General features: G+C 70.5%; 20 protein-coding genes and 1 riboswitch. Of the genes, 10 read left to right on the top strand and 10 right to left on the bottom strand.

The annotated features are described in order from the left end of the window. Positions 1-13 precede the first annotated feature (13 nt). The gene (locus KQY30_RS20485) at positions 14-328 is read right to left on the bottom strand and encodes a DUF4031 domain-containing protein (RefSeq protein ID WP_217308082.1); all 315 of its coding nucleotides are present in this window, start codon (positions 326-328) and stop codon (positions 14-16) included. Continuing rightward, on the bottom strand, positions 325-711 hold the full coding sequence (locus KQY30_RS20480; protein ID WP_217311191.1) for a hypothetical protein: 387 nt from the start codon (positions 709-711) through the stop codon (positions 325-327). Before KQY30_RS20480 ends, KQY30_RS20485 begins: the two co-directional genes overlap by 4 nt. Before the next feature lie 126 nt (positions 712-837). On the opposite strand from KQY30_RS20480, the gene KQY30_RS20475 reads away from it, so the two are divergent. From KQY30_RS20475 to KQY30_RS20455, 5 genes are all read left to right on the top strand, one after another. Beyond that, entirely contained in the window at positions 838-1761 is a 924-nt protein-coding gene (locus tag KQY30_RS20475; protein ID WP_217308081.1) for a MurR/RpiR family transcriptional regulator, read from the top strand. A gap of 68 nt (positions 1762-1829) precedes the next feature. Continuing rightward, positions 1830-2912 (top strand): N-acetylmuramic acid 6-phosphate etherase, encoded by a 1083-nt coding sequence (gene murQ, locus KQY30_RS20470; protein ID WP_217308080.1) that lies wholly within the window; start codon positions 1830-1832, stop codon positions 2910-2912. Between the two features lie 178 nt (positions 2913-3090). Beyond that, positions 3091-3888 carry a helix-turn-helix transcriptional regulator gene (locus tag KQY30_RS20465; protein ID WP_217311190.1) on the top strand — a complete coding sequence of 266 codons (798 nt, stop codon included), beginning with the start codon at positions 3091-3093 and terminating at the stop codon, positions 3886-3888. Further along, entirely contained in the window at positions 3869-4087 is a 219-nt protein-coding gene (locus tag KQY30_RS20460; protein WP_217308079.1) for a DUF397 domain-containing protein, read from the top strand. Before KQY30_RS20465 ends, KQY30_RS20460 begins: the two co-directional genes overlap by 20 nt. Before the next feature lie 141 nt (positions 4088-4228). Beyond that, the gene (locus KQY30_RS20455) at positions 4229-5035 is read left to right on the top strand and encodes an alpha/beta hydrolase (RefSeq protein WP_217308078.1); all 807 of its coding nucleotides are present in this window, start codon (positions 4229-4231) and stop codon (positions 5033-5035) included. A 98-nt stretch (positions 5036-5133) separates the two neighbouring features. On the opposite strand, the gene KQY30_RS20450 is transcribed toward KQY30_RS20455, so the two are convergent. From KQY30_RS20450 to KQY30_RS20440, 3 genes are all read right to left on the bottom strand, one after another. Continuing rightward, a complete protein-coding gene (locus tag KQY30_RS20450) occupies positions 5134-6705 on the bottom strand; it encodes a GMC family oxidoreductase (RefSeq protein WP_254407241.1) in 1572 nt (523 codons plus the stop codon). A gap of 115 nt (positions 6706-6820) precedes the next feature. After that, positions 6821-7201 carry a VOC family protein gene (locus tag KQY30_RS20445; RefSeq protein WP_217308077.1) on the bottom strand — a complete coding sequence of 127 codons (381 nt, stop codon included), beginning with the start codon at positions 7199-7201 and terminating at the stop codon, positions 6821-6823. A gap of 18 nt (positions 7202-7219) precedes the next feature. Next, positions 7220-8443 carry an MFS transporter gene (locus tag KQY30_RS20440; RefSeq protein ID WP_217308076.1) on the bottom strand — a complete coding sequence of 408 codons (1224 nt, stop codon included), beginning with the start codon at positions 8441-8443 and terminating at the stop codon, positions 7220-7222. 56 nt (positions 8444-8499) lie between these two features. Between KQY30_RS20440 and KQY30_RS20435 the strand changes: the two genes are divergently transcribed. Next, on the top strand, positions 8500-9117 hold the full coding sequence (locus tag KQY30_RS20435; RefSeq protein ID WP_217308075.1) for a CGNR zinc finger domain-containing protein: 618 nt from the start codon (positions 8500-8502) through the stop codon (positions 9115-9117). A gap of 124 nt (positions 9118-9241) precedes the next feature. Here KQY30_RS20435 and KQY30_RS20430 read toward each other — a convergent pair whose 3' ends face one another. Further along, the gene (locus KQY30_RS20430; protein ID WP_217308074.1) at positions 9242-9847 is read right to left on the bottom strand and encodes a TetR/AcrR family transcriptional regulator; all 606 of its coding nucleotides are present in this window, start codon (positions 9845-9847) and stop codon (positions 9242-9244) included. Positions 9848-9908: 61 nt separating this feature from the next. Between KQY30_RS20430 and KQY30_RS20425 the strand changes: the two genes are divergently transcribed. Next, positions 9909-10907, top strand: coding sequence for an SDR family NAD(P)-dependent oxidoreductase (locus KQY30_RS20425; protein WP_217308073.1), 999 nt, complete (start codon positions 9909-9911; stop codon positions 10905-10907). 122 nt (positions 10908-11029) lie between these two features. On the opposite strand, the gene groL is transcribed toward KQY30_RS20425, so the two are convergent. The 4 genes from groL to thrC all read right to left on the bottom strand — a co-directional run bounded on the left by groL (position 11030) and on the right by thrC (position 15310). Continuing rightward, positions 11030-12652, bottom strand: a complete 1623-nt coding sequence (gene groL, locus KQY30_RS20420) for a chaperonin GroEL (RefSeq protein WP_217308071.1) — start codon at positions 12650-12652, stop codon at positions 11030-11032. A 409-nt stretch (positions 12653-13061) separates the two neighbouring features. Further along, positions 13062-13265, bottom strand: a complete 204-nt coding sequence (locus KQY30_RS20415; protein WP_005315736.1) for a cold-shock protein — start codon at positions 13263-13265, stop codon at positions 13062-13064. 424 nt (positions 13266-13689) lie between these two features. Next, entirely contained in the window at positions 13690-13965 is a 276-nt protein-coding gene (locus KQY30_RS20410) for a ubiquitin-like small modifier protein 1 (protein ID WP_046501379.1), read from the bottom strand. Positions 13966-14023: 58 nt separating this feature from the next. Further along, positions 14024-15310, bottom strand: a complete 1287-nt coding sequence (gene thrC, locus KQY30_RS20405; RefSeq protein WP_217308070.1) for a threonine synthase — start codon at positions 15308-15310, stop codon at positions 14024-14026. Positions 15311-15327: 17 nt separating this feature from the next. Then, positions 15328-15455, bottom strand: a riboswitch (SAM riboswitch). 237 nt (positions 15456-15692) lie between these two features. Here thrC and KQY30_RS20400 point away from each other — a divergent pair. The 3 genes from KQY30_RS20400 (at position 15693) to KQY30_RS20390 (ending at position 18576) form a co-directional block, all read left to right on the top strand. Further along, positions 15693-16721 carry a glucosyl-3-phosphoglycerate synthase gene (locus KQY30_RS20400; RefSeq protein WP_217308069.1) on the top strand — a complete coding sequence of 343 codons (1029 nt, stop codon included), beginning with the start codon at positions 15693-15695 and terminating at the stop codon, positions 16719-16721. 38 nt (positions 16722-16759) lie between these two features. Next, positions 16760-17047 carry a hypothetical protein gene (locus KQY30_RS20395; RefSeq protein WP_217308068.1) on the top strand — a complete coding sequence of 96 codons (288 nt, stop codon included), beginning with the start codon at positions 16760-16762 and terminating at the stop codon, positions 17045-17047. A 113-nt stretch (positions 17048-17160) separates the two neighbouring features. Next, positions 17161-18576, top strand: coding sequence for a trehalose-6-phosphate synthase (locus KQY30_RS20390; protein WP_217311188.1), 1416 nt, complete (start codon positions 17161-17163; stop codon positions 18574-18576). Positions 18577-18583: the final 7 nt, after the last annotated feature.

Raw genomic sequence — 18583 nt, 5'->3', positions numbered from 1 at the left:
TCGGCCGGAACGATCAGTAAGCCGCCGATGCCGGGCCGGGAGCCCCGCGGCCCTTGGAAGCCGGGGCCGGCCGTCCCTTCGGCCTTCTCAGGCCCGCCTCCGTGAGCCTCCGTACCAGTTCCTTCGAGCCGACCTCCACCGCACCCGCCCGCACCAGATCCCCGTACCGCTCCCCCGGCACGTCGTAGTGGTCGCGCTCGAAGGCCCGGCGCGGGCAGCCGGCCGCCGCCGCGAAGGCGTGCAGTTCGTCGAACGAGACATCGCTGACCAGGTGCGACCACAGCCGCCCGTGTCCCGGCCAGGTCGGCGGATCGATATAGACCGTCACGAGCCGCCCGCCCCCGTCCCCGCCCCCAGCGCGCCCACCGCCGCGACCACCACGCCCGCCTCCGAGCAGACCCAGTGCGGATCGGGCCCCAGTTCGGGCTCGACATCGAGCGCGTGCGGTTCCGTCGCCACGCCCCCGGTCTCCGTACAGACCGGGCAGAGGGGCCACCGCCCGTACCGTTCCAGCAGCGCGTCCTGCACATCCTGGGCGACCAGCCCCGCCACGAACGCCGCGCCCTCGGGCCACTGCACCACCCACCAGCGCCGGTGCGAGACCGACTCCTCCACCAGCGACACGACGTCGGCGCGCGCCACCCCGCCCGCGGCCAGGTCGGCCAGGACCAGCGCCCTCGCCGAATGCAGCGTGCGCTCCAGCGGATCCATTTCAAGGCCGGGGCCGGGGCCGGGGTCCGGGTCCGGGCCGGGATCGTCGATACGGTCGCTCATTCCGCCATTGTCGGGGATGACCGGGGGTTGACGACCGGCGAGGGCCGAAAATATCTTTCAAAGGTGACCCAAGATGTGAAGGAAATTTTCAGCGGCGATCCGCCGCCCGCCCCCGCGGCCCTCGCCGCCAAGGTACGCACCCTCGCGCCCACCATGACCCGCTCCATGCAGCTCGTCGCCGAGGCCGTCGCCGGAGACCCGGCCGGCTGCGCCGCGCTCACGGTCACCGGGCTCGCCGAGCTGACCGGTACGAGCGAGGCCACCGTCGTCCGCACGGCCCGCCTCCTCGGCTACCCCGGCTACCGCGATCTGCGCCTCGCCCTCGCCGGTCTCGCCGCGCAGCAGGAGTCGGGGCGCGCGCCCGCCGTCACCGCCGACATAGCCGTGGACGACCCGATCGCCGATGTGGTCGCCAAGCTCGCCTACGACGAGCAGCAGACCCTCGCCGACACGGCCGCCGCCCTCGACACCGTCCAGCTCGGCGCGGTCGTCGCGGCTGCCGCCGCCGCCCGCCGGATCGACATCTACGGCGTCGGCGCCTCGGCCCTCGTCGGTATGGACCTGGCGCAGAAGCTGCTCCGTATCGGCCTGATCGCACACGCCCACTCCGACCCGCACCTCGCCGTCACCAACGCCGTCCAGCTCCGGGCCGGCGATGTGGCGATCGCCATCACCCACTCCGGCTCCACCGGCGATGTCATCGAGCCGCTCAGGGTCGCCTTCGACCGGGGCGCGACGACGGTCGCGATCACCGGCCGCCCGGACGGCCCGGTCTCGCAGTACGCCGACCATGTGCTGACGACCTCCACCGCCCGCGAGAGCGAGCTGCGCCCGGCCGCGATGTCGAGCCGTACGAGCCAACTCCTCGTTGTCGACTGCCTGTTCATAGGGGTCGCGCAGCGTACGTACGAGACGGCCGCGCCCGCGCTCGCCGCGTCGTACGAGGCACTCGCGCACCGGCACAGCCCGCGCGGCGCCACTCGCTGATCCGCCCCGGCCGGCCTCGGGCACCCGCACCCGCACCGGTAACACCCAGCAGAAAGAGCCGCTTCTCCATGACCTCCCAGCACGGCGAGCACAACGGCGCACAGCACAACGGCGCGCAGCGCAGCGAAAATCAGCACAGCGACAATCTGCGCGGCGACGGGCAGCACGGCCACGGGCAGCACGGCGACGGACGCGAGGGGTACGAGGAACTCCGCGCCCAGCTCGACACCCTCACCACCGAGGCCTTCCGCCCCGAACTGGCGGAGATCGACCAGCTCCCGACCCTCGACATCGCCCGCATCATGAACGGCGAGGACAGCACCGTGCCCACCGCCGTCGCCGCCCAGCTCCCCCGTATCGCCGCCGCCATCGACGCCACCGCCGAGCGCGCGGCCCGCGGCGGCCGGCTGATCTACGCGGGAGCGGGTACGGCGGGACGCCTCGGCGTCCTCGACGCCAGCGAGTGCCCGCCCACCTTCAACACCGACCCGGAGGATGTGGTCGGGCTGATCGCGGGCGGCCCGGGCGCCATGGTCACCTCCGTCGAGGGAGCCGAGGACTCCAAGGAGCTGGCCGCCGCCGATCTGACCGCGCTGAAGCTCACCGCGGCCGACACGGTGGTCGGGATCTCCGCCTCGGGCCGCACCCCGTACGCGGTCGGCGCGGTCGAGCACGCCCGCGCCCTGGGAGCGCTCACCATCGGCCTCTCCTGCAACGAGGGCAGCGCACTCGCCGCGGCGGCCGAGCACGGTATCGAGGTCGTCGTCGGCCCCGAACTGCTCACCGGTTCCACCCGTCTCAAGGCCGGTACGGCACAGAAGCTCGTCCTCAACATGATCTCGACGATCACCATGATCCGACTCGGCAAGACGTACGGAAACCTGATGGTCGACGTCCGCGCCTCCAACGACAAGCTGCGGGCGCGCTCCCGCCGTATCGTCTCGCTCGCCACCGGCGCCCCGGACGACCGCATCGAGAGCGCTCTCAGGACCACCGACGGCGAGGTGAAGAACGCCATCCTCACCATCCTGGGCTCCGTCGACGGCCCCACCGCGGCCGCACTGCTGGCCGACTCCCAAGGGCACTTGCGCGCGGCACTGAAGGCGGCGGCTCGGGAGGCCGGCACACAGGGGACTGCCGGCGCGCGCTGATCCCGCTGATCCCTTCAGGAGCCACCCCCTCTACGCTATGTATATCTTTTCACCACACAGCGTGGTCACGGGTGGCTAGTCTGGCCGGACACAGCAGACGAACGCCGCTGTGTGTTCCGGAGGAGCCCCCGTGTCTCAGAATCTCAAGCCGCTCGACCCGTCGTCGTCCCCGCGCGCCATGCTCGGCGCCGAACTCAGGCATCACCGCGAGAAAAAGGGCATGTCCCAGAACGAACTGGGCAAACCGCTGTTCGTGAGCGGTGCGTTCATCGGGATGCTGGAGGTGGGCGTCCGGAGGATGCAGCCGGAGTTCGCCGTCAAGTTCGACGAGATCTTCGAGACCGGAGAGTACTTCTTCCGCCACTGCGAGGTGCTGAAGAAGTCGAAGTACCCGGACCACTTCGCGGAGGCGGCGGAGGCCGAGGCGACCGCGGTGATGATCAGGGAGTACGCGCCGCTGCTGATTCCGGGGTTGTTGCAGACGGAGGCGTACGCGAGGGCGGTCTTCCGTGCCGGGTTGCCCACGGCGACGGAAGACGTCATCAACGAGTTGCTGGTCCCACGTGTGGAACGGGCCAAGCTGCTCAACGACCCTACGCTGCCCACGGTCTGGGCGGTGCTGGACGAAGCCGCGCTGCGCCGGGCAGTCGGCGGCCCCGCGACGATGGCCGATGCGCTACGCCATATCGCCGCGCTCATGCGCCGCCACCGCGTCATCGTGCAAGTACTGCCGTTCACGTCCGGCGCCCACGCGGCAATGGGCGGCGCTCTCAAGCTGATGGAGTTCGACGACGCACCTCCGCTGGCCTACGTCGACGGGTTGGCATCGGGCCAACTGCACGACGATCCGGCTACTGTGCGGTGTTTCAGGCTGACCTACGATCTGATCGGGGCCAGTGCGCTGTCACCGGAAGCTTCCTTGGCCCTGATCGAATCAGCGGCGGAGGATTACGCGCATGAAGAGCAGCAGGCATGAGTACGACCTGAGCGGCGCGTCCTGGCGCAAGTCCACCCACAGCGACGCCAGCGGCGGCAACTGCCTGGAGGTCGCCCACGGCCTCACCGGCATCGTTCCCGTCCGGGACTCCAAGATCCCCGCCGGGCCCGTTCTCACCTTCCCGGCAGACACCTGGGCCGTCTTCATCGGCCGGGTCAAGGCCGGACAAGCCGCGTAGGTCCCGGCGCCCGCAACCGCGGCCCGCAACCCCGCCCGTACCCTGATCGCCCCCGCAACCAGACCCGCGCCCGCACCCGCGCCGCCATCGCCGGAGACGGCTGAGCCGCCGCCTCCGGTGTCCTCGCCTATCGTGGGAAGCGTGTTGGAGTGGACCGACCATGATGTGGACGGGCTCCTGGTCCGCGAGGCCCGTGACCCCGCGGTGACCGAGCGCGGCCGGGTACTGATGGTGCCCGGCGCCATGCACGGCTGGTGGGCGTACGAGCGGTGGATGCCGGTGTTCGCCGAGGCCGGCTGGACGCCGCTGGCGATGTCGCTGTCCAACCACACGGGCTCCCGGTCCCTGCCGGACGCGGAGTTCCTGGCGTACACGCCCGGTGACTACGCAGCCGAGGTACGTACGGTCCTGCTTACCCTCTTCCCCGACCTCGCCCCGGACCTGAGGCCGCCCGTTCTGCTGGGCCACAGCATGGGCGGCCTGGTGACGCAACTGGTGGCCGAGGCGTACGTACCGTATGCCCTCGTCCTGGTCTCGACCGTGGGGCCGGGGCAGCTCGGCGCGACGCGGGCGGGGGAGCTTCCGGCGGACCGCCCGGTGGCATACGGGCGGGAGGAGATCCAGGAGATGTGGTTCCGCCATATCTCCGAGGAGGACCTCGAACATCTGATGGAGCTGCTGACCCCCGAGTCCCCCGGCGTCGTGAACCGCCTCAGGAACGGCACCGTCACCATCGACCCCAGCACCATCCGCTGCCCGGTCCTGGCGGTGGGCCCGGAGAACGACCGCGCGCCGGTCCACGACATCCGTACCATCGCCAAACTCCTCGGCGCGACCCCGGTCCTCGTCCCCAACACCGGCCACGACATGATGCTCGAAACCCCGGGTCTCCCCGCCGCCTCCACCATCACCGCCTGGCTCAACACCCTTCCCGGGCAAGGACATTGATCCCGGGGTCCCGGGGTCCCGGGGCCCCGGGGCAAGGGCAGTGATCCCGGGATCACGGGCAGGGGCAGTGATGCCGGGGTCCTGGGCAGAGGCAGTGATCAGGCTTCCGGGGCAGTGATCAGGGAAGCCGCCCGTTCCGCGATGGCGTAGACCGCCGGCATGGTGTTGGCCGCGGGTACGGACGGCATGACGGACGCGTCCGCGACCCGGAGGCCGGTGATTCCATGGACGCGGAGTCGCGGATCGACGACGGACATGGCGTCCGTACCGATGCGTGCCGTACCGGCATAGTGCCAATAGGAGGCGTAATCGTCGATGATGTAGGAACGCAGTTCGCTGTCCGTGGTCAATTCCGGGCCGGGGTCGGCCTCTCGTAGCCGCCATGGATCCATTGCCCGTGCCGCACCGATTCTCTGCGCGATCCGCAGGGCGACAAGCATACCGTCGAGGTCATAAGGATCGCTGAAATAGCCCGGTTCGATCACGGGCGGGGAATCCGGCTCCGGATCAGCCAGCCTGACAGTTCCCCGGCTTTTGGGTGTCATCAGCGCGAAGCCGATCGTATAGCCGTTCTGGGGGCCGGCCACCGGCGGAATGCAGCGGCCATGACTGGCTATCATGAATTGGATGTTCGGGCGTTCCTGTTCCGCGTGTCCAGGAATGGGAGCGGTGATGACACCGCCCATTTCCGCATGATTACTCACCCCGGCCGGGACCGGTTGCGCCGCTTCATAGGCGACACCGGAAAGGGTGTGGTCACACAGATTCCCACCGACGCCCGGAAGGTCGAGGACCGGGCGGACACCGACGGACCGCAGATGGGATTCCGGGCCGATCCCGGAGAGCAGCAGGAGCTGGGCGCTGCCGATGGTGCCCGCGGTGAGGACGGTTTCCCTCGTGCAGCGCGCGGTGTTGCCGCGGCCCCCGGCTCCGTACTCGATGCCGGTGCATCGGCCGTCCTCGACCAGGACCCGGCCGACCAACGCGTCCGTGACGACCGTCAGGTTCCGCCGCGCCCGGACGGCGGGGGTCAGATAGGCGTCGGCGGCGGTGACCCGCCTGCCGTCCCTGATGGTCACGTCGTGCCAGCCGAAACCCTCCTCCAAGCCGCTGCTAGGGTCGGCGGCCTGGGGCAGGCCCACTTCCCGGGTCGCGTCGAGCAGCGCGGCCGTGACGGGATTGGGCGAGGCGATGGTCCGTACGGTGACGGGCCCGGCGGTTCCCCGTACCGCGGAATCCCGGTCGGGCGCGGTCTCGGACCGTTTGAAAAAGGGAAGGAGGTCGTCGAATCCCCAGCCCTCGGCACCGGCGTCGGCCCAGGCGTCATAGCCGCTGCGATGCCCCCGGATGAACACCATGACATTGATATCGGTCGAGCCGCCCAGCCCTTTTCCCCGCGGAAAGACAATGGACCGTTTTGTGGTCTCGTCGATTACGGAGTCACCCCAGTCGCCGGAGCCCCCGAGCAGAGTCGGCCACACCTGCGGGGTACGCGCCCCTTCAGGCGGCCCTCCGGAACCCGCCTCCACCAGCAGGACGCGCGCCCCGGGATTCTCGGAAAGGCGCGCCGCCAGCACACACCCGGCTGTTCCGCCGCCGGCGACGACGTATTCATACTCCGTCTCGTGCCCGTGTCCCGCCTGCCCCATCACGAGAATCGCCTGCCTCACCCCCGAGGTCCGGTCCCCTGAACCCTCCAGCGTAGGCGCGCGCCGGAACCCCCGCATTCCGGTGCCGACCAGGCGGCCGTGGGGACCGGCCACAGGGACCGAGTGGGCGGGGTGGTCAGGACGTTGCCGCTCGTTCCCGCGCGCTGCGTTCCACGCACAGCTCGTTGCCCTCGGGGTCCCCGAGCGTTGCCCAGCCCGTGCCGTCCGGGCGGCGGTGGTCGGCGAGAAGGGTGGCGCCCAGGGCGAGGAGGCGGTCGACCTCCTCGTCGCGCGTACGGTCCTGGGGCTGGAGATCCAAGTGCACCCGGTTCTTGGCGGACTTGGCCTCGGGCACCGTGATGAACAGCAGCGCCACGCCCTCCGCCGTGACCAGCGCCTCCGGGTCCCCGGGATGATCGTCCTCAGCCAGCGACCCCCCGAGCACCTGGGCCCAGAATCCGGCGAGCGCGTACGCGTCGGCGCAGTCGAATGTGATGTGTCGTACGAGCGAAGTCATGCGCGTCACTCTGATTCGTCACGCCCGGCACTGTCCAGGTGATTTCCGTCGGACGCGGGACCCGTAACTCAGCGCGGCGAAAGCCTGGATGACGGCCGCGCTGAGGAGTGTGACGGGGAGGGAGCGGGTCGCGAGGGGGGCGGTGAGGGCGGCGCCCAGGGCGAAGGCGGTGATCTTGAGGCTGGCGCCGGTGGTGAAGATCTGGGCGCGCAGACGCCCGGGCGCCTCCCGGTGCCGTATCGCGAACAGCGCCGCGAGCTGCGGCCCCTCGCCCAGGCCGGCGATCAACGCGGCGAAGGTCAGCGGAACCGGCCGGCCGGTCGCGGCAAGGAGAAAGGCGACCGCCAGTACGAGCGTGCCGCACCGGAGAACGCTGTCGGGCCGCCGCATCAGCCGAGGACACTGGGCGAGCACCGCATTGGCCAGCAGCGCGGAGGCGGCGACGCCGGAGAGCAGCAGGACCCCGTGCCCGGCCGCCCCGAACACCCGCTCCCCGAGCAATGGAGTGCACGCGACGAACATGCCTTGCCCCACACAGGAGATGACGGACACGGCGGTGGCCCGGGCGAGGGGCGGGGTACGGACGATGGCCCGGAATCCGGCGCGGATATCGGCGGAGAGAGGTGTACGCGCCGGGGGCCGAAGCGGCAGCGCGAGCACGGGAGAGGGAGATGAAGAGGGTGACGGTACGGGCAGCCTCCACGCCGCCGGAACCGCCGCGCCTAACAGCGTCGCGGATACGATCACGCTCATCGGCGCCCCCACCGTGCCCGCGACCGCGCCCGCAGCCGCCGGGCCCGCCAGACCGGCCGCGTTGAAGGTCATCGCGTCGAGGGCGGTGGCGCGGGGGAGGTCCTTCTCCCTTACGGTGTACGGGAGTTGGGCGGTCCAGCCACCTGACAGAGCCGGCCCCAGCAGTCCCGCACACACCGCGATCAGGAGCGTGGCCACCACCGGTACGCGCCCGATGCTCAGCAGAATCAGGACGAGGGCCGACGCGTAAGCCCCCAGCGCCACGGCCAGCAGCCGGCCAGGACGGGGCGATCTGTCGAGCAGTACGCCGAAGACCGGGCCGCCGACCGCCGCCGAGACCGTGACAGCGCCGAGCAGCAAGGTCGCCGTGGAAGCCGATCCGGTGATCGCCAGCCCGGCCAGAAGCAGTGCTGGGCCCGACATCTCGTCCCCTGTACGGGCCGCGGCGGCTCCTACGACGTACGACCGGAGTACGTAACGCTCGTCCATGCCCGGCACGTTACGTATGTAACTCAAACCTTGACCAGATGCGTTACATTCGCCCCATGCCGCCTCCTCCCCCGCCGCTGCCCCCGCCTCCGAACCCGGCCCCGAAGGCCCCGCACCCGAAGCCCTCGACCACCGCCCAGCGAACCGCCGCCCTCGTCAACGCCCTCACCAGCCACGACCCAACAGCCGACGCGGCCGATGCAGACTATGCAGCCGACGCGATCGGCGCGGTCACCGAAGTCCTGCGCGAACACGGCGAGGCCGAGCCCATCGAACTCTCCGTCCAGGACATCGCCGACATGCGCGCCGTCGCGTTGAAGCTCCGCGAGGTCTTCGCCGCCGAGGACGTCGACTCCGCCGCCGCCTCGCTCAACCGCCTGCTGCGCCTGAGCCCCGGCCCCCTCCGCCTCACCTCGCACGACGGACTGACCACCTGGCACCCGCATCTGGACAGCACGGACGACGCGCCGTGGGCCGAGTGGCTGCTCGCGTCGTCGTGCCTCGCGCTGACCGTTCTCGTCTGGGACCGGCAGCGCCCGCCCGGCGGGATCTGCGCGTCGGCCAGTTGCCGGAACGTATATGTCACCCAGGGCAGCGGCCTCCCCCGCCGCTACTGCTCCCGCCGCTGCGCGACCCGTGAACGCGTGGCCGCCCACCGCCGCGCCCACGCCTGAGCCCACCCCTGCCCCGGGCCCCTGTCCCCACCCCGGCTCCGCCCCAGGCCCCCGTCCCAACCGTGCCCGAGGCCGGGCCCAGGCCCAAGCCCAGCGCTCGCGCCCAGTCAGCCGTCACCGCGCATCACCGCGGCCGCAAGCCCGCCAACAACGTCTCGACCGCACCGGACACCAGCTCCCCGAGGGGCTTCGTACCGTTCGCCCCGGCGGCCATTCCGGTGGCCGCGAGCACCGCGAGCCCCTGCAACAGCGCCAGCACCGTCATATCGGCCCGCCCCGACGTGTCGGGGTCGATGTCCCCCCGCGCCCGCGCCTCCGCGAGCAGCCGTACGGGCGCGGCGAACGCCCTGTCGTTGGCCTCCCGCAACCGGTCGCCGCGCGAACCCTCCTTCGAGCCGTGCATCAGCAGGAGCAGTTCCCGATGCTCGACCGCGAACTCCACATACACCCGCGCGAAGAGCACCAACCGCTCGGCGAAAGCGCCCTCGGCGTCGTTCAGCGCCGTGTCGAGCCTGCGGCCGAGGCGCTCGTACCCCACCTCTGCGAGGGCGTCGAGCAATGCCCGCTTGTCGGGGAAGTGCCGGCGCGGCGCGGCATGGCTGACGCCGACCTCGCGGGCGAGTTCCCGCAGGGAGAGGCCGTCGGCGCCGTGTTCGGCGAGGGTACGTTCCGCCTGCCGCAGCAGCGCGGTGCGGAGGTCGCCGTGGTGGTAGGGCCGGGGTGCGGTCACTCGGCCACCCTATCCAGATGTTCCCATTGACTACAATGTATCCAGTGACTACTTTGCAGCCATGACCAGCTCACACCCCACCCTCCGGCCCGCCGCCCCCTGGACCCTCGCCGACCTGCCGCCCCAGACCGGCCGTACCGTGATCATCACCGGCGCGGGCAGCGGTATCGGCCTGGAGACGGCCCGGGCACTCGTGTCCGCGGGGGCCCATGTCGTCATGGCCGTACGGAATGCCGAGCGCACCCGCGAGGCAGCCGCGAGCATGACCACCACCGGCCCGGCCACCGACACGGCCATCGGCGCGACCACCGGCTCCGCCACCAGCGCCGCCCCGCGGCACGGCCGCACGGCCGGCACCGTCGAAATCCGCGCCCTGGACCTCGCCGACCTCGCCTCCGTCCGCGGCTTCGCCGCCTCCTGGGACCGCCCGGTCGACGTCCTGATCAACAACGCGGGCGTGGCCAACGTCCCGCCCGGCCGTACCGCCGACGGCTTCGAGACCCACTTCGGCACCAACCACCTCGGCCACTTCGCACTGACCAACCTGCTGCTCCCCCGGATCACCGACCGCGTGGTCACCATCGCGTCGAACGCCCACAAGAACGCCACGCTCGACCTGGACGACCCGAACTGGCGGCGCCGCCCCTACCGCGCCTCCGCCGCCTACGGACAGTCGAAGCTCGCCAATCTGCTCTTCACCCTCGAACTACAGCGCCGACTGACGAAGGCCGGCTCCCCGCTGCTCGCCGTCGCCGCCCACCCGGGCGCGGCGACCACCGGCCTGAACCGCCACCTGGGCCCGTTCATGACCCTGGTCGCCACGATCGTCGGCCGCCTGGCCATGCAGAACGCCGCGGCCGGCGCCCTCCCGGCCCTCTTCGCCGCCACCCAGAACCTCGAAGGCGCCGCCTACATAGGCCCCGACGGCCGGGGCGAACTCCGCGGCCACCCCGCCCGGGCCGGCCGCACCCCCACCGCCCAGGACCCGTCCCTGGCCCGCCAGTTGTGGACCCTCTCCGAGGACCTCACCTCAACGGCCTTCCCCAGCCCCGGAAAGTGACCCTCGCCGCGCGGCGAGAGCCCCCGAAAACGCCCGAGGGCGGCACCCCCACACAGGGGTGCCGCCCTCAGTACAGAAGCGTACGGATCTACCGACGCGGGACGGATCCGAGCCGAGGAGGCTCAGAAGTCCATGTCACCGCCCGGCATGCCGCCCGGAGCCGCGGCCGCGGCCTTCTCCGGCTTGTCGGCGATGACGGCCTCGGTGGTCAGGAACAGCGCCGCGATGGACGCCGCGTTCTGCAGCGCGGAACGCGTCACCTTCGCCGGGTCGATGATGCCCTCGGCGATCATGTCGACGTACTCGCCGGTCGCGGCGTTCAGACCGTGGCCGACCGTCAGGTTCCGGACCTTCTCCACGACGACGCCGCCCTCAAGGCCGCCGTTGACGGCGATCTGCTTGAGCGGGGCCTCCAGCGCCAGCTTGACGGCGTTGGCACCGGTCGCCTCGTCGCCCTCCAGCTCCAGCTTCTCGAAGACCGAAGCGGCCTGGAGCAGAGCCACGCCACCGCCGGCGACGATGCCCTCCTCGACAGCGGCCTTGGCGTTGCGCACCGCGTCCTCGATGCGGTGCTTGCGCTCCTTCAGCTCGACCTCGGTCGCGGCACCGGCCTTGATGACGGCCACGCCGCCGGCCAGCTTCGCGAGGCGCTCCTGGAGCTTCTCGCGGTCGTAGTCCGAGTCGCTGTTGTCGATCTCGGCGCGGATCTGGTTGACCCGGCCGGCGACCTGGTCGCTGTCACCGGCACCGTCGACGATGGTGGTCTCGTCCTTGGTGATGACGACCTTGCGGGCGCGGCCCAGCAGGTCCAGGCCGGCGTTCTCCAGCTTCAGGCCGACCTCCTCGGAGATGACCGTGCCGCCGGTGAGGATGGCGATGTCGTTGAGCATGGCCTTGCGGCGGTCGCCGAAGCCCGGGGCCTTGACGGCAACCGACTTGAAGGTGCCACGGATCTTGTTGACGACCAGGGTCGACAGCGCCTCGCCCTCGACGTCCTCCGCGATGATCAGCAGCGGCTTGCCCGACTGCATGACCTTCTCCAGCAGCGGAAGGAGGTCCTTCACATTGCCGATCTTGGAGTTGACGATCAGGAGGTACGGGTCGTCCAGGGACGCCTCCATACGCTCCATGTCGGTGGCGAAGTAGGCCGAGATGTAGCCCTTGTCGAAGCGCATACCCTCCGTCAGCTCAAGCTCCAGACCGAAGGTCTGGGACTCCTCGACGGTGATGACGCCTTCCTTGCCGACCTTGTCCATGGCCTCGGCGATCAGCTCGCCGATCTGGGTGTCGGCGGCGGAGATGGAGGCGGTCGAAGCGATCTGCTCCTTGGTCTCCACGTCCTTGGCCTGCTCCAGCAGAGCGCCCGAGACGGCCTCGACGGCCTTCTCGATGCCACGCTTGAGGGCCATCGGGTTGGCACCGGCGGCCACATTGCGCAGGCCCTCGCGGACGAGCGCCTGGGCGAGCACGGTCGCGGTGGTCGTACCGTCGCCGGCGACGTCGTCCGTCTTCTTGGCGACTTCCTTGACCAGCTCGGCGCCGATCTTCTCGTACGGGTCCTCGAGCTCGATCTCCTTGGCGATGGACACACCATCGTTGGTGATCGTGGGGGCGCCCCACTTCTTCTCGAGGACGACGTTACGGCCCTTGGGGCCAAGGGTGACCTTGACGGCGTCGGCGAGCTGGTTCATCCCGCGCTCGAGACCGCGCCGTGCCTCCTCGTTGAACGCGATGATCTTGGCCATGTGAAGTGGTCCTCCCGGACAGGGGTCTCCCCGGGCCGCAGGGCCCAGGGGGCGGGTGGAGCGGACCGCGCCGGCGCCCGCGACGGACGGCCTGAGAGCCGTGCGGTTCATTGCCCCACCGGCTCTTCGGGCCTCACAGACCCGGTCCTCAAGTTGTCACTCTCACTTGCAGAGTGCTAACGCCAATGATTAGCACTCGACCCCCGAGAGTGCAAGCTCCCCCGGCTCCCACGACCCCTTCGAGGCACCCGCGCCGGAGCGGCCCCGCCGGAAGGCCGGAGCCCCCGGTTCTTACCGGGTGGGCGCACACGCACGGGGGCGCACACGCACGAGGGGCCCGTATCCCCATCTCTGGGATACGGGCCCCTCGCGCGTGAGCTGAGTGCGTCGGTGGCCGATCGCGCCGGGATCAGACGGCGAGCTTGACCATGTCCGCCTGCGGACCCTTCTGGCCCTGCGAGATCTCGAACTCCACTCGCTGACCTTCTTCAAGGGTGCGGTAACCGTCCATCTGGATCGCGCTGTAGTGGACGAAAACATCCGCACCACCGTCGACCGCGATGAAGCCGTACCCCTTCTCCGCGTTGAACCACTTGACGGTGCCCTGAGCCATGCCTAACTCCCCTATTACTGGCCCTTCCAGGGGGCCACACTTCGCGCCGGAACGCGTCGACCGCGGCTGAATGTATCTGCCCAACTGCCCTCTGCAACAGGTCAATCGGACGAGAATTCTGGGCATGGCTGAACACGCATAGCGACGAATTCGCTGCGTTCCCGGGCAAGTCGGGCCGGGCAAAGCGCACCTATAGCGCAAACAACACCAGGACTTTGCCCCCATGTTGTCGCGTTCTGATACACGCGCGGCAGGGCCGGCGGAGGGGCGTTCCCATACTCTATCGCGTTCAACCATAGAGAATGGCTCCCTCCGCTTGCTTCGCGGAGGGAGCCATCGGTGGAGCTTTCGGGGAGCCGCCAGAGAGCCGTCGGAGAGTCGTCGGAACGAGTCGGAACGTGCCGCGCCGGCCGGGCGGCGGAGCTCAGCCCCCGGCGACCGCCGGGATGATCGAGACGCCCGCGCCCGCCGGGGTGACGGTCTCCAGGCCCTGCTCGAAACGGACATCGTCGTCGTTCACGTACACGTTCACAAAGCGGCGCAGCTTGCCCTGGTCGTCCAGGACACGCGCGGCGATGCCGGGGTGGTTGGCCTCCAGGGACTGGATGACCTCGGAGAGGGTCGCCCCCTCGGCCGGGACCTCGGCCTGGCCGCCGGTGTACGTACGGAGAATGGTCGGGATGCGGACATTGACGCTCATAGTGGTGTTCTGCCTTCCGTCTTCCGGCTTTCCGTAACGCCGGTAACGTCGTCGGGTTTCAGCGGGCCAGGCCGGCTTCGCGGAACGCGTCCAGGCTCGGGCGGATCGTCGCGGTCGGCCCCGTCGTCGCCGCCACGGCGTCCAGGGTCTTCAGTCCGTCACCCGTGTTGAGGACGACGGTCGTCAGCGCCGGGTCGAGCAGACCGGAGTCGATCAGCTTCTTCGTCACACCGACCGTCACCCCACCGGCGGTCTCCGCGAAGATTCCCTCGGTGCGGGCCAGCAGCTTGATCGCCTCGACGATCAGCTCGTCGTCGACGTCCTCGACCGCCCCGCCCGTACGCCGGGCGATGTCCAGGACGTACGGTCCGTCCGCCGGGTTGCCGATCGCCAGCGACTTGGCGATCGTGTCCGGCTTCTGCGGCCGTACGACATCGTGCCCGGCCTTGAACGCGGTGGACACCGGCGAGCAGCCCTCGGCCTGGGCGCCGAAGATCTTGTACGGCCTGTCCTCCACCAGCCCCAGCTTGATCAGCTCCTGGAGACCCTTGTCGATCTTCGTGAGCTGCGAGCCCGAGGCGACCGGGACGACGATCTGGTCGGGGATCCGCCAGCCGAGCTGCTCGCAGATCTCGTACGCGAGGGTCTTGGAGCCCTCGCCGTAGTACGGGCGGAGGTTGACGTTGACGAAGCCCCAGCCCTCGCCCAGCGGGTCGCCGATCAGCTCCGAGCAGAACCGGTTCACATCGTCGTACGTGCCCTCGATACCGACGAGTTCACCGCCGTACACCGCCGCCATGACGACCTTGCCCTGCTCCAGGTCGTGCGGGATGAACACGCAGGAGCGGAAGCCGGCGCGGGCCGCGGCGGCGCCGACCGCGCCGGCCAGATTGCCGGTGGACGAGCAGGAGAGCGTGGTGAAGCCGAAGGCGCGGGCGGCCTCGACGGCGATGGCGACGACGCGGTCCTTGAAGGAGTGTGTCGGATTGCCGGAGTCGTCCTTGACGTACAGGCCGCCGGTAACGCCGAGTTCGCGGGCGAGATTGTCGGCCTTGACCAGCTTGGTGAAGCCGGGGTTGATGTTCGGCTTGGTCGCCACATCGGCGGGGACGGGCAGCAGCGGCGCGTACCGCCAGATGTTGTCGGGGCCTTCGGCGATGCGCTTCTTGAGCTCTTCGGGGGTGCCGCTCGGCAGGTCGTACGCGACTTCGAGCGGCCCGAAACAGCTCGCACAGGCGAAGATGGGTCCGAGCTGGAAGCGCTCTCCGCACTCGCGGCACGAGAGCGCGGCGGCGGGTCCGAGATCAACGGAGGCGTCGGCGTGGCGGACGGTCTGCACAGCCATGATGGCGAGGCCCTTTCTCCTCATCTTCCTTACGACGCGTTTCGCCGCAAGACGGAATTGGCACCTTCCCCACCGTGACCTCGCGGTCGGCGGGAGGGTTGCCGGGACTTCAACGGGCCGTTCCCTCAGTCCCTCTGGATGAGCGCTATGGCGCGGACCCCTGGTCCGGCGCGTTTTTTCACGAAACGACCCCGGCATGCGGTGGCCACTCGTGTTGTTCAAGACTGTAACCGAAGGAGCGGACGGTTGAGATAGTGGTCCGCACCGCGAGATGGATCACGTCACCACGCGTGGCATGGACAGGCACGCGTGAACGGGCACGCGTGAGACGCATGGGCGAGCATCGCACGACACGCACGACACGTCAGGGAGAGTACCGACCGTGCTGGAAGAGGTGGAACGCTGGCTGACCAGGCGCTCCTGGTCGGCGGCCGACCGTACGCTCGACCGGCTCCTGCTGGCGAAGGCCGCGCGCGGGACCACGGTGAGCGTGGTGCTGCCGGCGCTCGACGAAGAGGCGACGGTCGGCGGGATCGTGTCGGTGATACGGCGTGAGCTGATGGAGCGTGCGCCGCTGGTCGACGAGCTGGTGGTGATCGACTCCGGTTCCACGGACCGTACGGCCGAGACCGCGGCGGCGGCCGGGGCGCGGGTGGTGCACCGGGACTCGATCCTGCCGCGGCTGCCCGCACTGCCCGGCAAGGGCGAGGTGCTGTGGCGGTCGCTCCTGGTGACGAGCGGCGATGTGGTGTGCTTCGTGGACGCGGATCTGCGGCGGTTCTCGGCCGAGTTCGTGTCCGGGACGGTGGGACCGCTGCTGACGGACGCGGATGTGCAGTTCGTGAAGGCGATGTACGACCGTCCGCTGACTGAGAGCGCTCTCCTGACCGAGAGCGCTCTCACCGGCGGCCAGGGCGACACGAGCGGCCGGGGCGACCCGGACCGCCGCGGCGGGGCGGCGGCCGGGCAGGGCGGGCGGGTGACCGAGCTGGTGGCGCGCCCGTTGCTCAATCTGCACTGGCCGCGCCTGGCGGGGTTCGTCCAGCCGCTGGGCGGGGAGTACGCGGCGCGGCGCTCGCTGCTGGAGCGGCTGCCGTTCCCGGTCGGGTACGGCGTGGAGCTGGGGCTGCTGGTCGACGCCCTGCACACGGTGGGCCTGGACGCGCTCGGCCAGGTCGACGTGGGGGTGCGGCTGCACCGGCACCAGGACGACCGGGCGCTGGGGCGAATGGCCGCGGCGATCTACCGTACGGCCCAACTGCGCCTGTCCCGCGCGCATTTGGTCCGTCCGGAGCTGACGCAGTTCGACCGGGGCGAGAACGGGTTCGTACCGCGCACCTACTCCGTCGACACGGAGGAGCGGCCGCCGATGCGGGAGATCGCGGAGTACACGGCCGGACGCGCGGCGTAACCACGCATCATCACATCCGTTGCTTACATTGCACCCTTATGAGGGCAAAAGATGTGATTATCAGGCGGGCAATCGGGGTGCTGGCCGGAACGCTGGTGGCGCTGGCACCCGGGCAGGCGCTGGCCGCGGACCAGCCGCCGGCGGACGGCGCACGGGTCTACGGCCCGGTGCGGGAGGCCGTGGAAGGCGCGGTGCACGAGCCGCTGGAGGGCCATCTCGCGGACACCGGAGGCGTGGCGGAGCGGTTGTGGCTGCTGGGCGGGGTGGCACTGGCGCTGACGGGCGCGGGCGTGGTGGCGCTGGCGGCGACCCGTGGCCGCCGCTGAGCTCCGACGGGGCGCACACCACACCGTCCGTACGTTTGAGCGTTTACGGGACGGGCTAGGTTCGGCACATGGTTACCGAGCCGTCCTCCCGGCCCAAGGTCCAGCCGGCCCAGATCCTTGTCGCGTCCAACCGCGGCCCCGTCTCGTACACCCTGCGCGACGACGGCTCGCTGGCGCCGAAGCGCGGCGGCGGCGGTCTGGTGTCCGGCCTCTCGGCCATCGGGTCCGACGACGGCGCGGTGTGGGTGTGCGCGGCGCTCGGCGACGGCGACCGCGAGGCGGTGCGGCGTACGGACGGACGGCTCGACCCGGCCGACACCGGCGGCCAGCGGGTCCGGATGCTGGGGATCGCGCCCGAGGTGTACGCCGACGCGTACAACGGCGTCGCGAACTCCACGCTCTGGTTCCTGCACCATCTGCTCTACCAGACACCGCTGGAGCCGTCCTTCGGCCCCGAGTTCCGCGCGCAGTGGGCGTCGTACGAGACGTACAACCGCGCCTTCGCGGAGGCGCTGGCGGACGAGGCGGCGGAGGGCGCGGCGGTCCTGGTGCAGGACTACCACCTGGCGCTGGTGCCCGGGATGCTGCGCGCGCTCCGCCCCGACCTGCGCATCGGGCACTTCTCGCACACCCCGTGGGCGCCGGTCGACTACTTCCGGCTGCTGCCCGACGACATCGCCCGCCAGTTGCTGCGCGGCATCCTCGGGGCGGACCGCGCGGCGTTCCTGACGCACCGGTGGGCGGACGCCTTCCGTGCGTGCTGTACGGAACTGCTGGGCGGGACGGGCAACACCAGGACCGGTGTGCACGGCCTGGGCGCGGACGGCGACTTCCTGCGCGAGCGCGCGCACCGCCCGGACGTGGAGGAGCGGATCGCGACCCTGCGCGAGCAGATCGGCCGTACGGGAGGCCCGGGCCCGGACTCCGGCGAACCGCGGAGGACGATCGTCCGGGTGGACCGTACGGAACTGTCCAAGAACATCGTCCGCGGTCTGCTCGCCTACCGGCAGCTCCTCGTCGACCACCCCGAATGGCGCGAACGCGTCGTCCATGTCGCCTTCGCCTACCCCTCCCGGCAGGATCTGGCGGTCTACCGCGACTACACCGCCGAGGTCCAGCGGGTGGCCGAGGCGATCAACGACGAGTTCGGCACGGCCGGCTGGTCCCCGGTCGTCCTCCACGTCCGCGACGACTTCGCCCGCTCCCTGGCCGCCTACCGGCTCGCGGACGTGGCCCTGGTCAACCCGATCCGGGACGGCATGAACCTGGTCGCGAAGGAGATCCCCGTCGTCTCGGAGCGCGGCTGCGCGCTGGTGCTGTCGCGGGAGGCGGGGGCGTACGAGGAGATGGGCGAGGACGCGCTGACGGTGAACCCGTACGACATCTCCGCCACGGCGAAAGCGCTCCACCAGGCCCTGACGCTCTCCCCCGAAGACCGCGCGGAACGCGCCAAACGCCTCTCCGCGGCGGCCACGGCCCTCCCCCCGCAGCAATGGTTCCTGGACCAGCTCACGGCCCTCCGCGCCTGACCCCCTG

It is taken from the genome of Streptomyces sp. GMY02 (assembly GCF_019056675.1).
Taxonomy (GTDB): domain Bacteria; phylum Actinomycetota; class Actinomycetes; order Streptomycetales; family Streptomycetaceae; genus Streptomyces; species Streptomyces odonnellii.
This window is presented reverse-complemented; position numbering and strand designations above follow the sequence as displayed.

Bases quoted from the DNA above. Each gene is read 5' to 3' on its own strand.
- KQY30_RS20480 (WP_217311191.1), bottom strand. From the start codon at position 711: ATGGATCCGCTGGAGCGCACGCTGCATTCGGCGAGGGCGCTGGTCCTG.
- murQ (WP_217308080.1), top strand. From the start codon at position 1,830: ATGACCTCCCAGCACGGCGAGCACAACGGCGCACAGCACAACGGCGCG.
- KQY30_RS20465 (WP_217311190.1), top strand. From the start codon at position 3,091: ATGCTCGGCGCCGAACTCAGGCATCACCGCGAGAAAAAGGGCATGTCC.
- KQY30_RS20460 (WP_217308079.1), top strand. From the start codon at position 3,869: ATGAAGAGCAGCAGGCATGAGTACGACCTGAGCGGCGCGTCCTGGCGC.
- KQY30_RS20445 (WP_217308077.1), bottom strand. From the start codon at position 7,201: ATGACTTCGCTCGTACGACACATCACATTCGACTGCGCCGACGCGTAC.
- KQY30_RS20440 (WP_217308076.1), bottom strand. From the start codon at position 8,443: ATGGACGAGCGTTACGTACTCCGGTCGTACGTCGTAGGAGCCGCCGCG.
- KQY30_RS20435 (WP_217308075.1), top strand. From the start codon at position 8,500: ATGCCGCCTCCTCCCCCGCCGCTGCCCCCGCCTCCGAACCCGGCCCCG.
- KQY30_RS20425 (WP_217308073.1), top strand. From the start codon at position 9,909: ATGACCAGCTCACACCCCACCCTCCGGCCCGCCGCCCCCTGGACCCTC.
- groL (WP_217308071.1), bottom strand. From the start codon at position 12,652: ATGGCCAAGATCATCGCGTTCAACGAGGAGGCACGGCGCGGTCTCGAG.
- KQY30_RS20415 (WP_005315736.1), bottom strand. From the start codon at position 13,265: ATGGCTCAGGGCACCGTCAAGTGGTTCAACGCGGAGAAGGGGTACGGC.
- KQY30_RS20410 (WP_046501379.1), bottom strand. From the start codon at position 13,965: ATGAGCGTCAATGTCCGCATCCCGACCATTCTCCGTACGTACACCGGC.
- thrC (WP_217308070.1), bottom strand. From the start codon at position 15,310: ATGGCTGTGCAGACCGTCCGCCACGCCGACGCCTCCGTTGATCTCGGA.
- KQY30_RS20395 (WP_217308068.1), top strand. From the start codon at position 16,760: ATGAGGGCAAAAGATGTGATTATCAGGCGGGCAATCGGGGTGCTGGCC.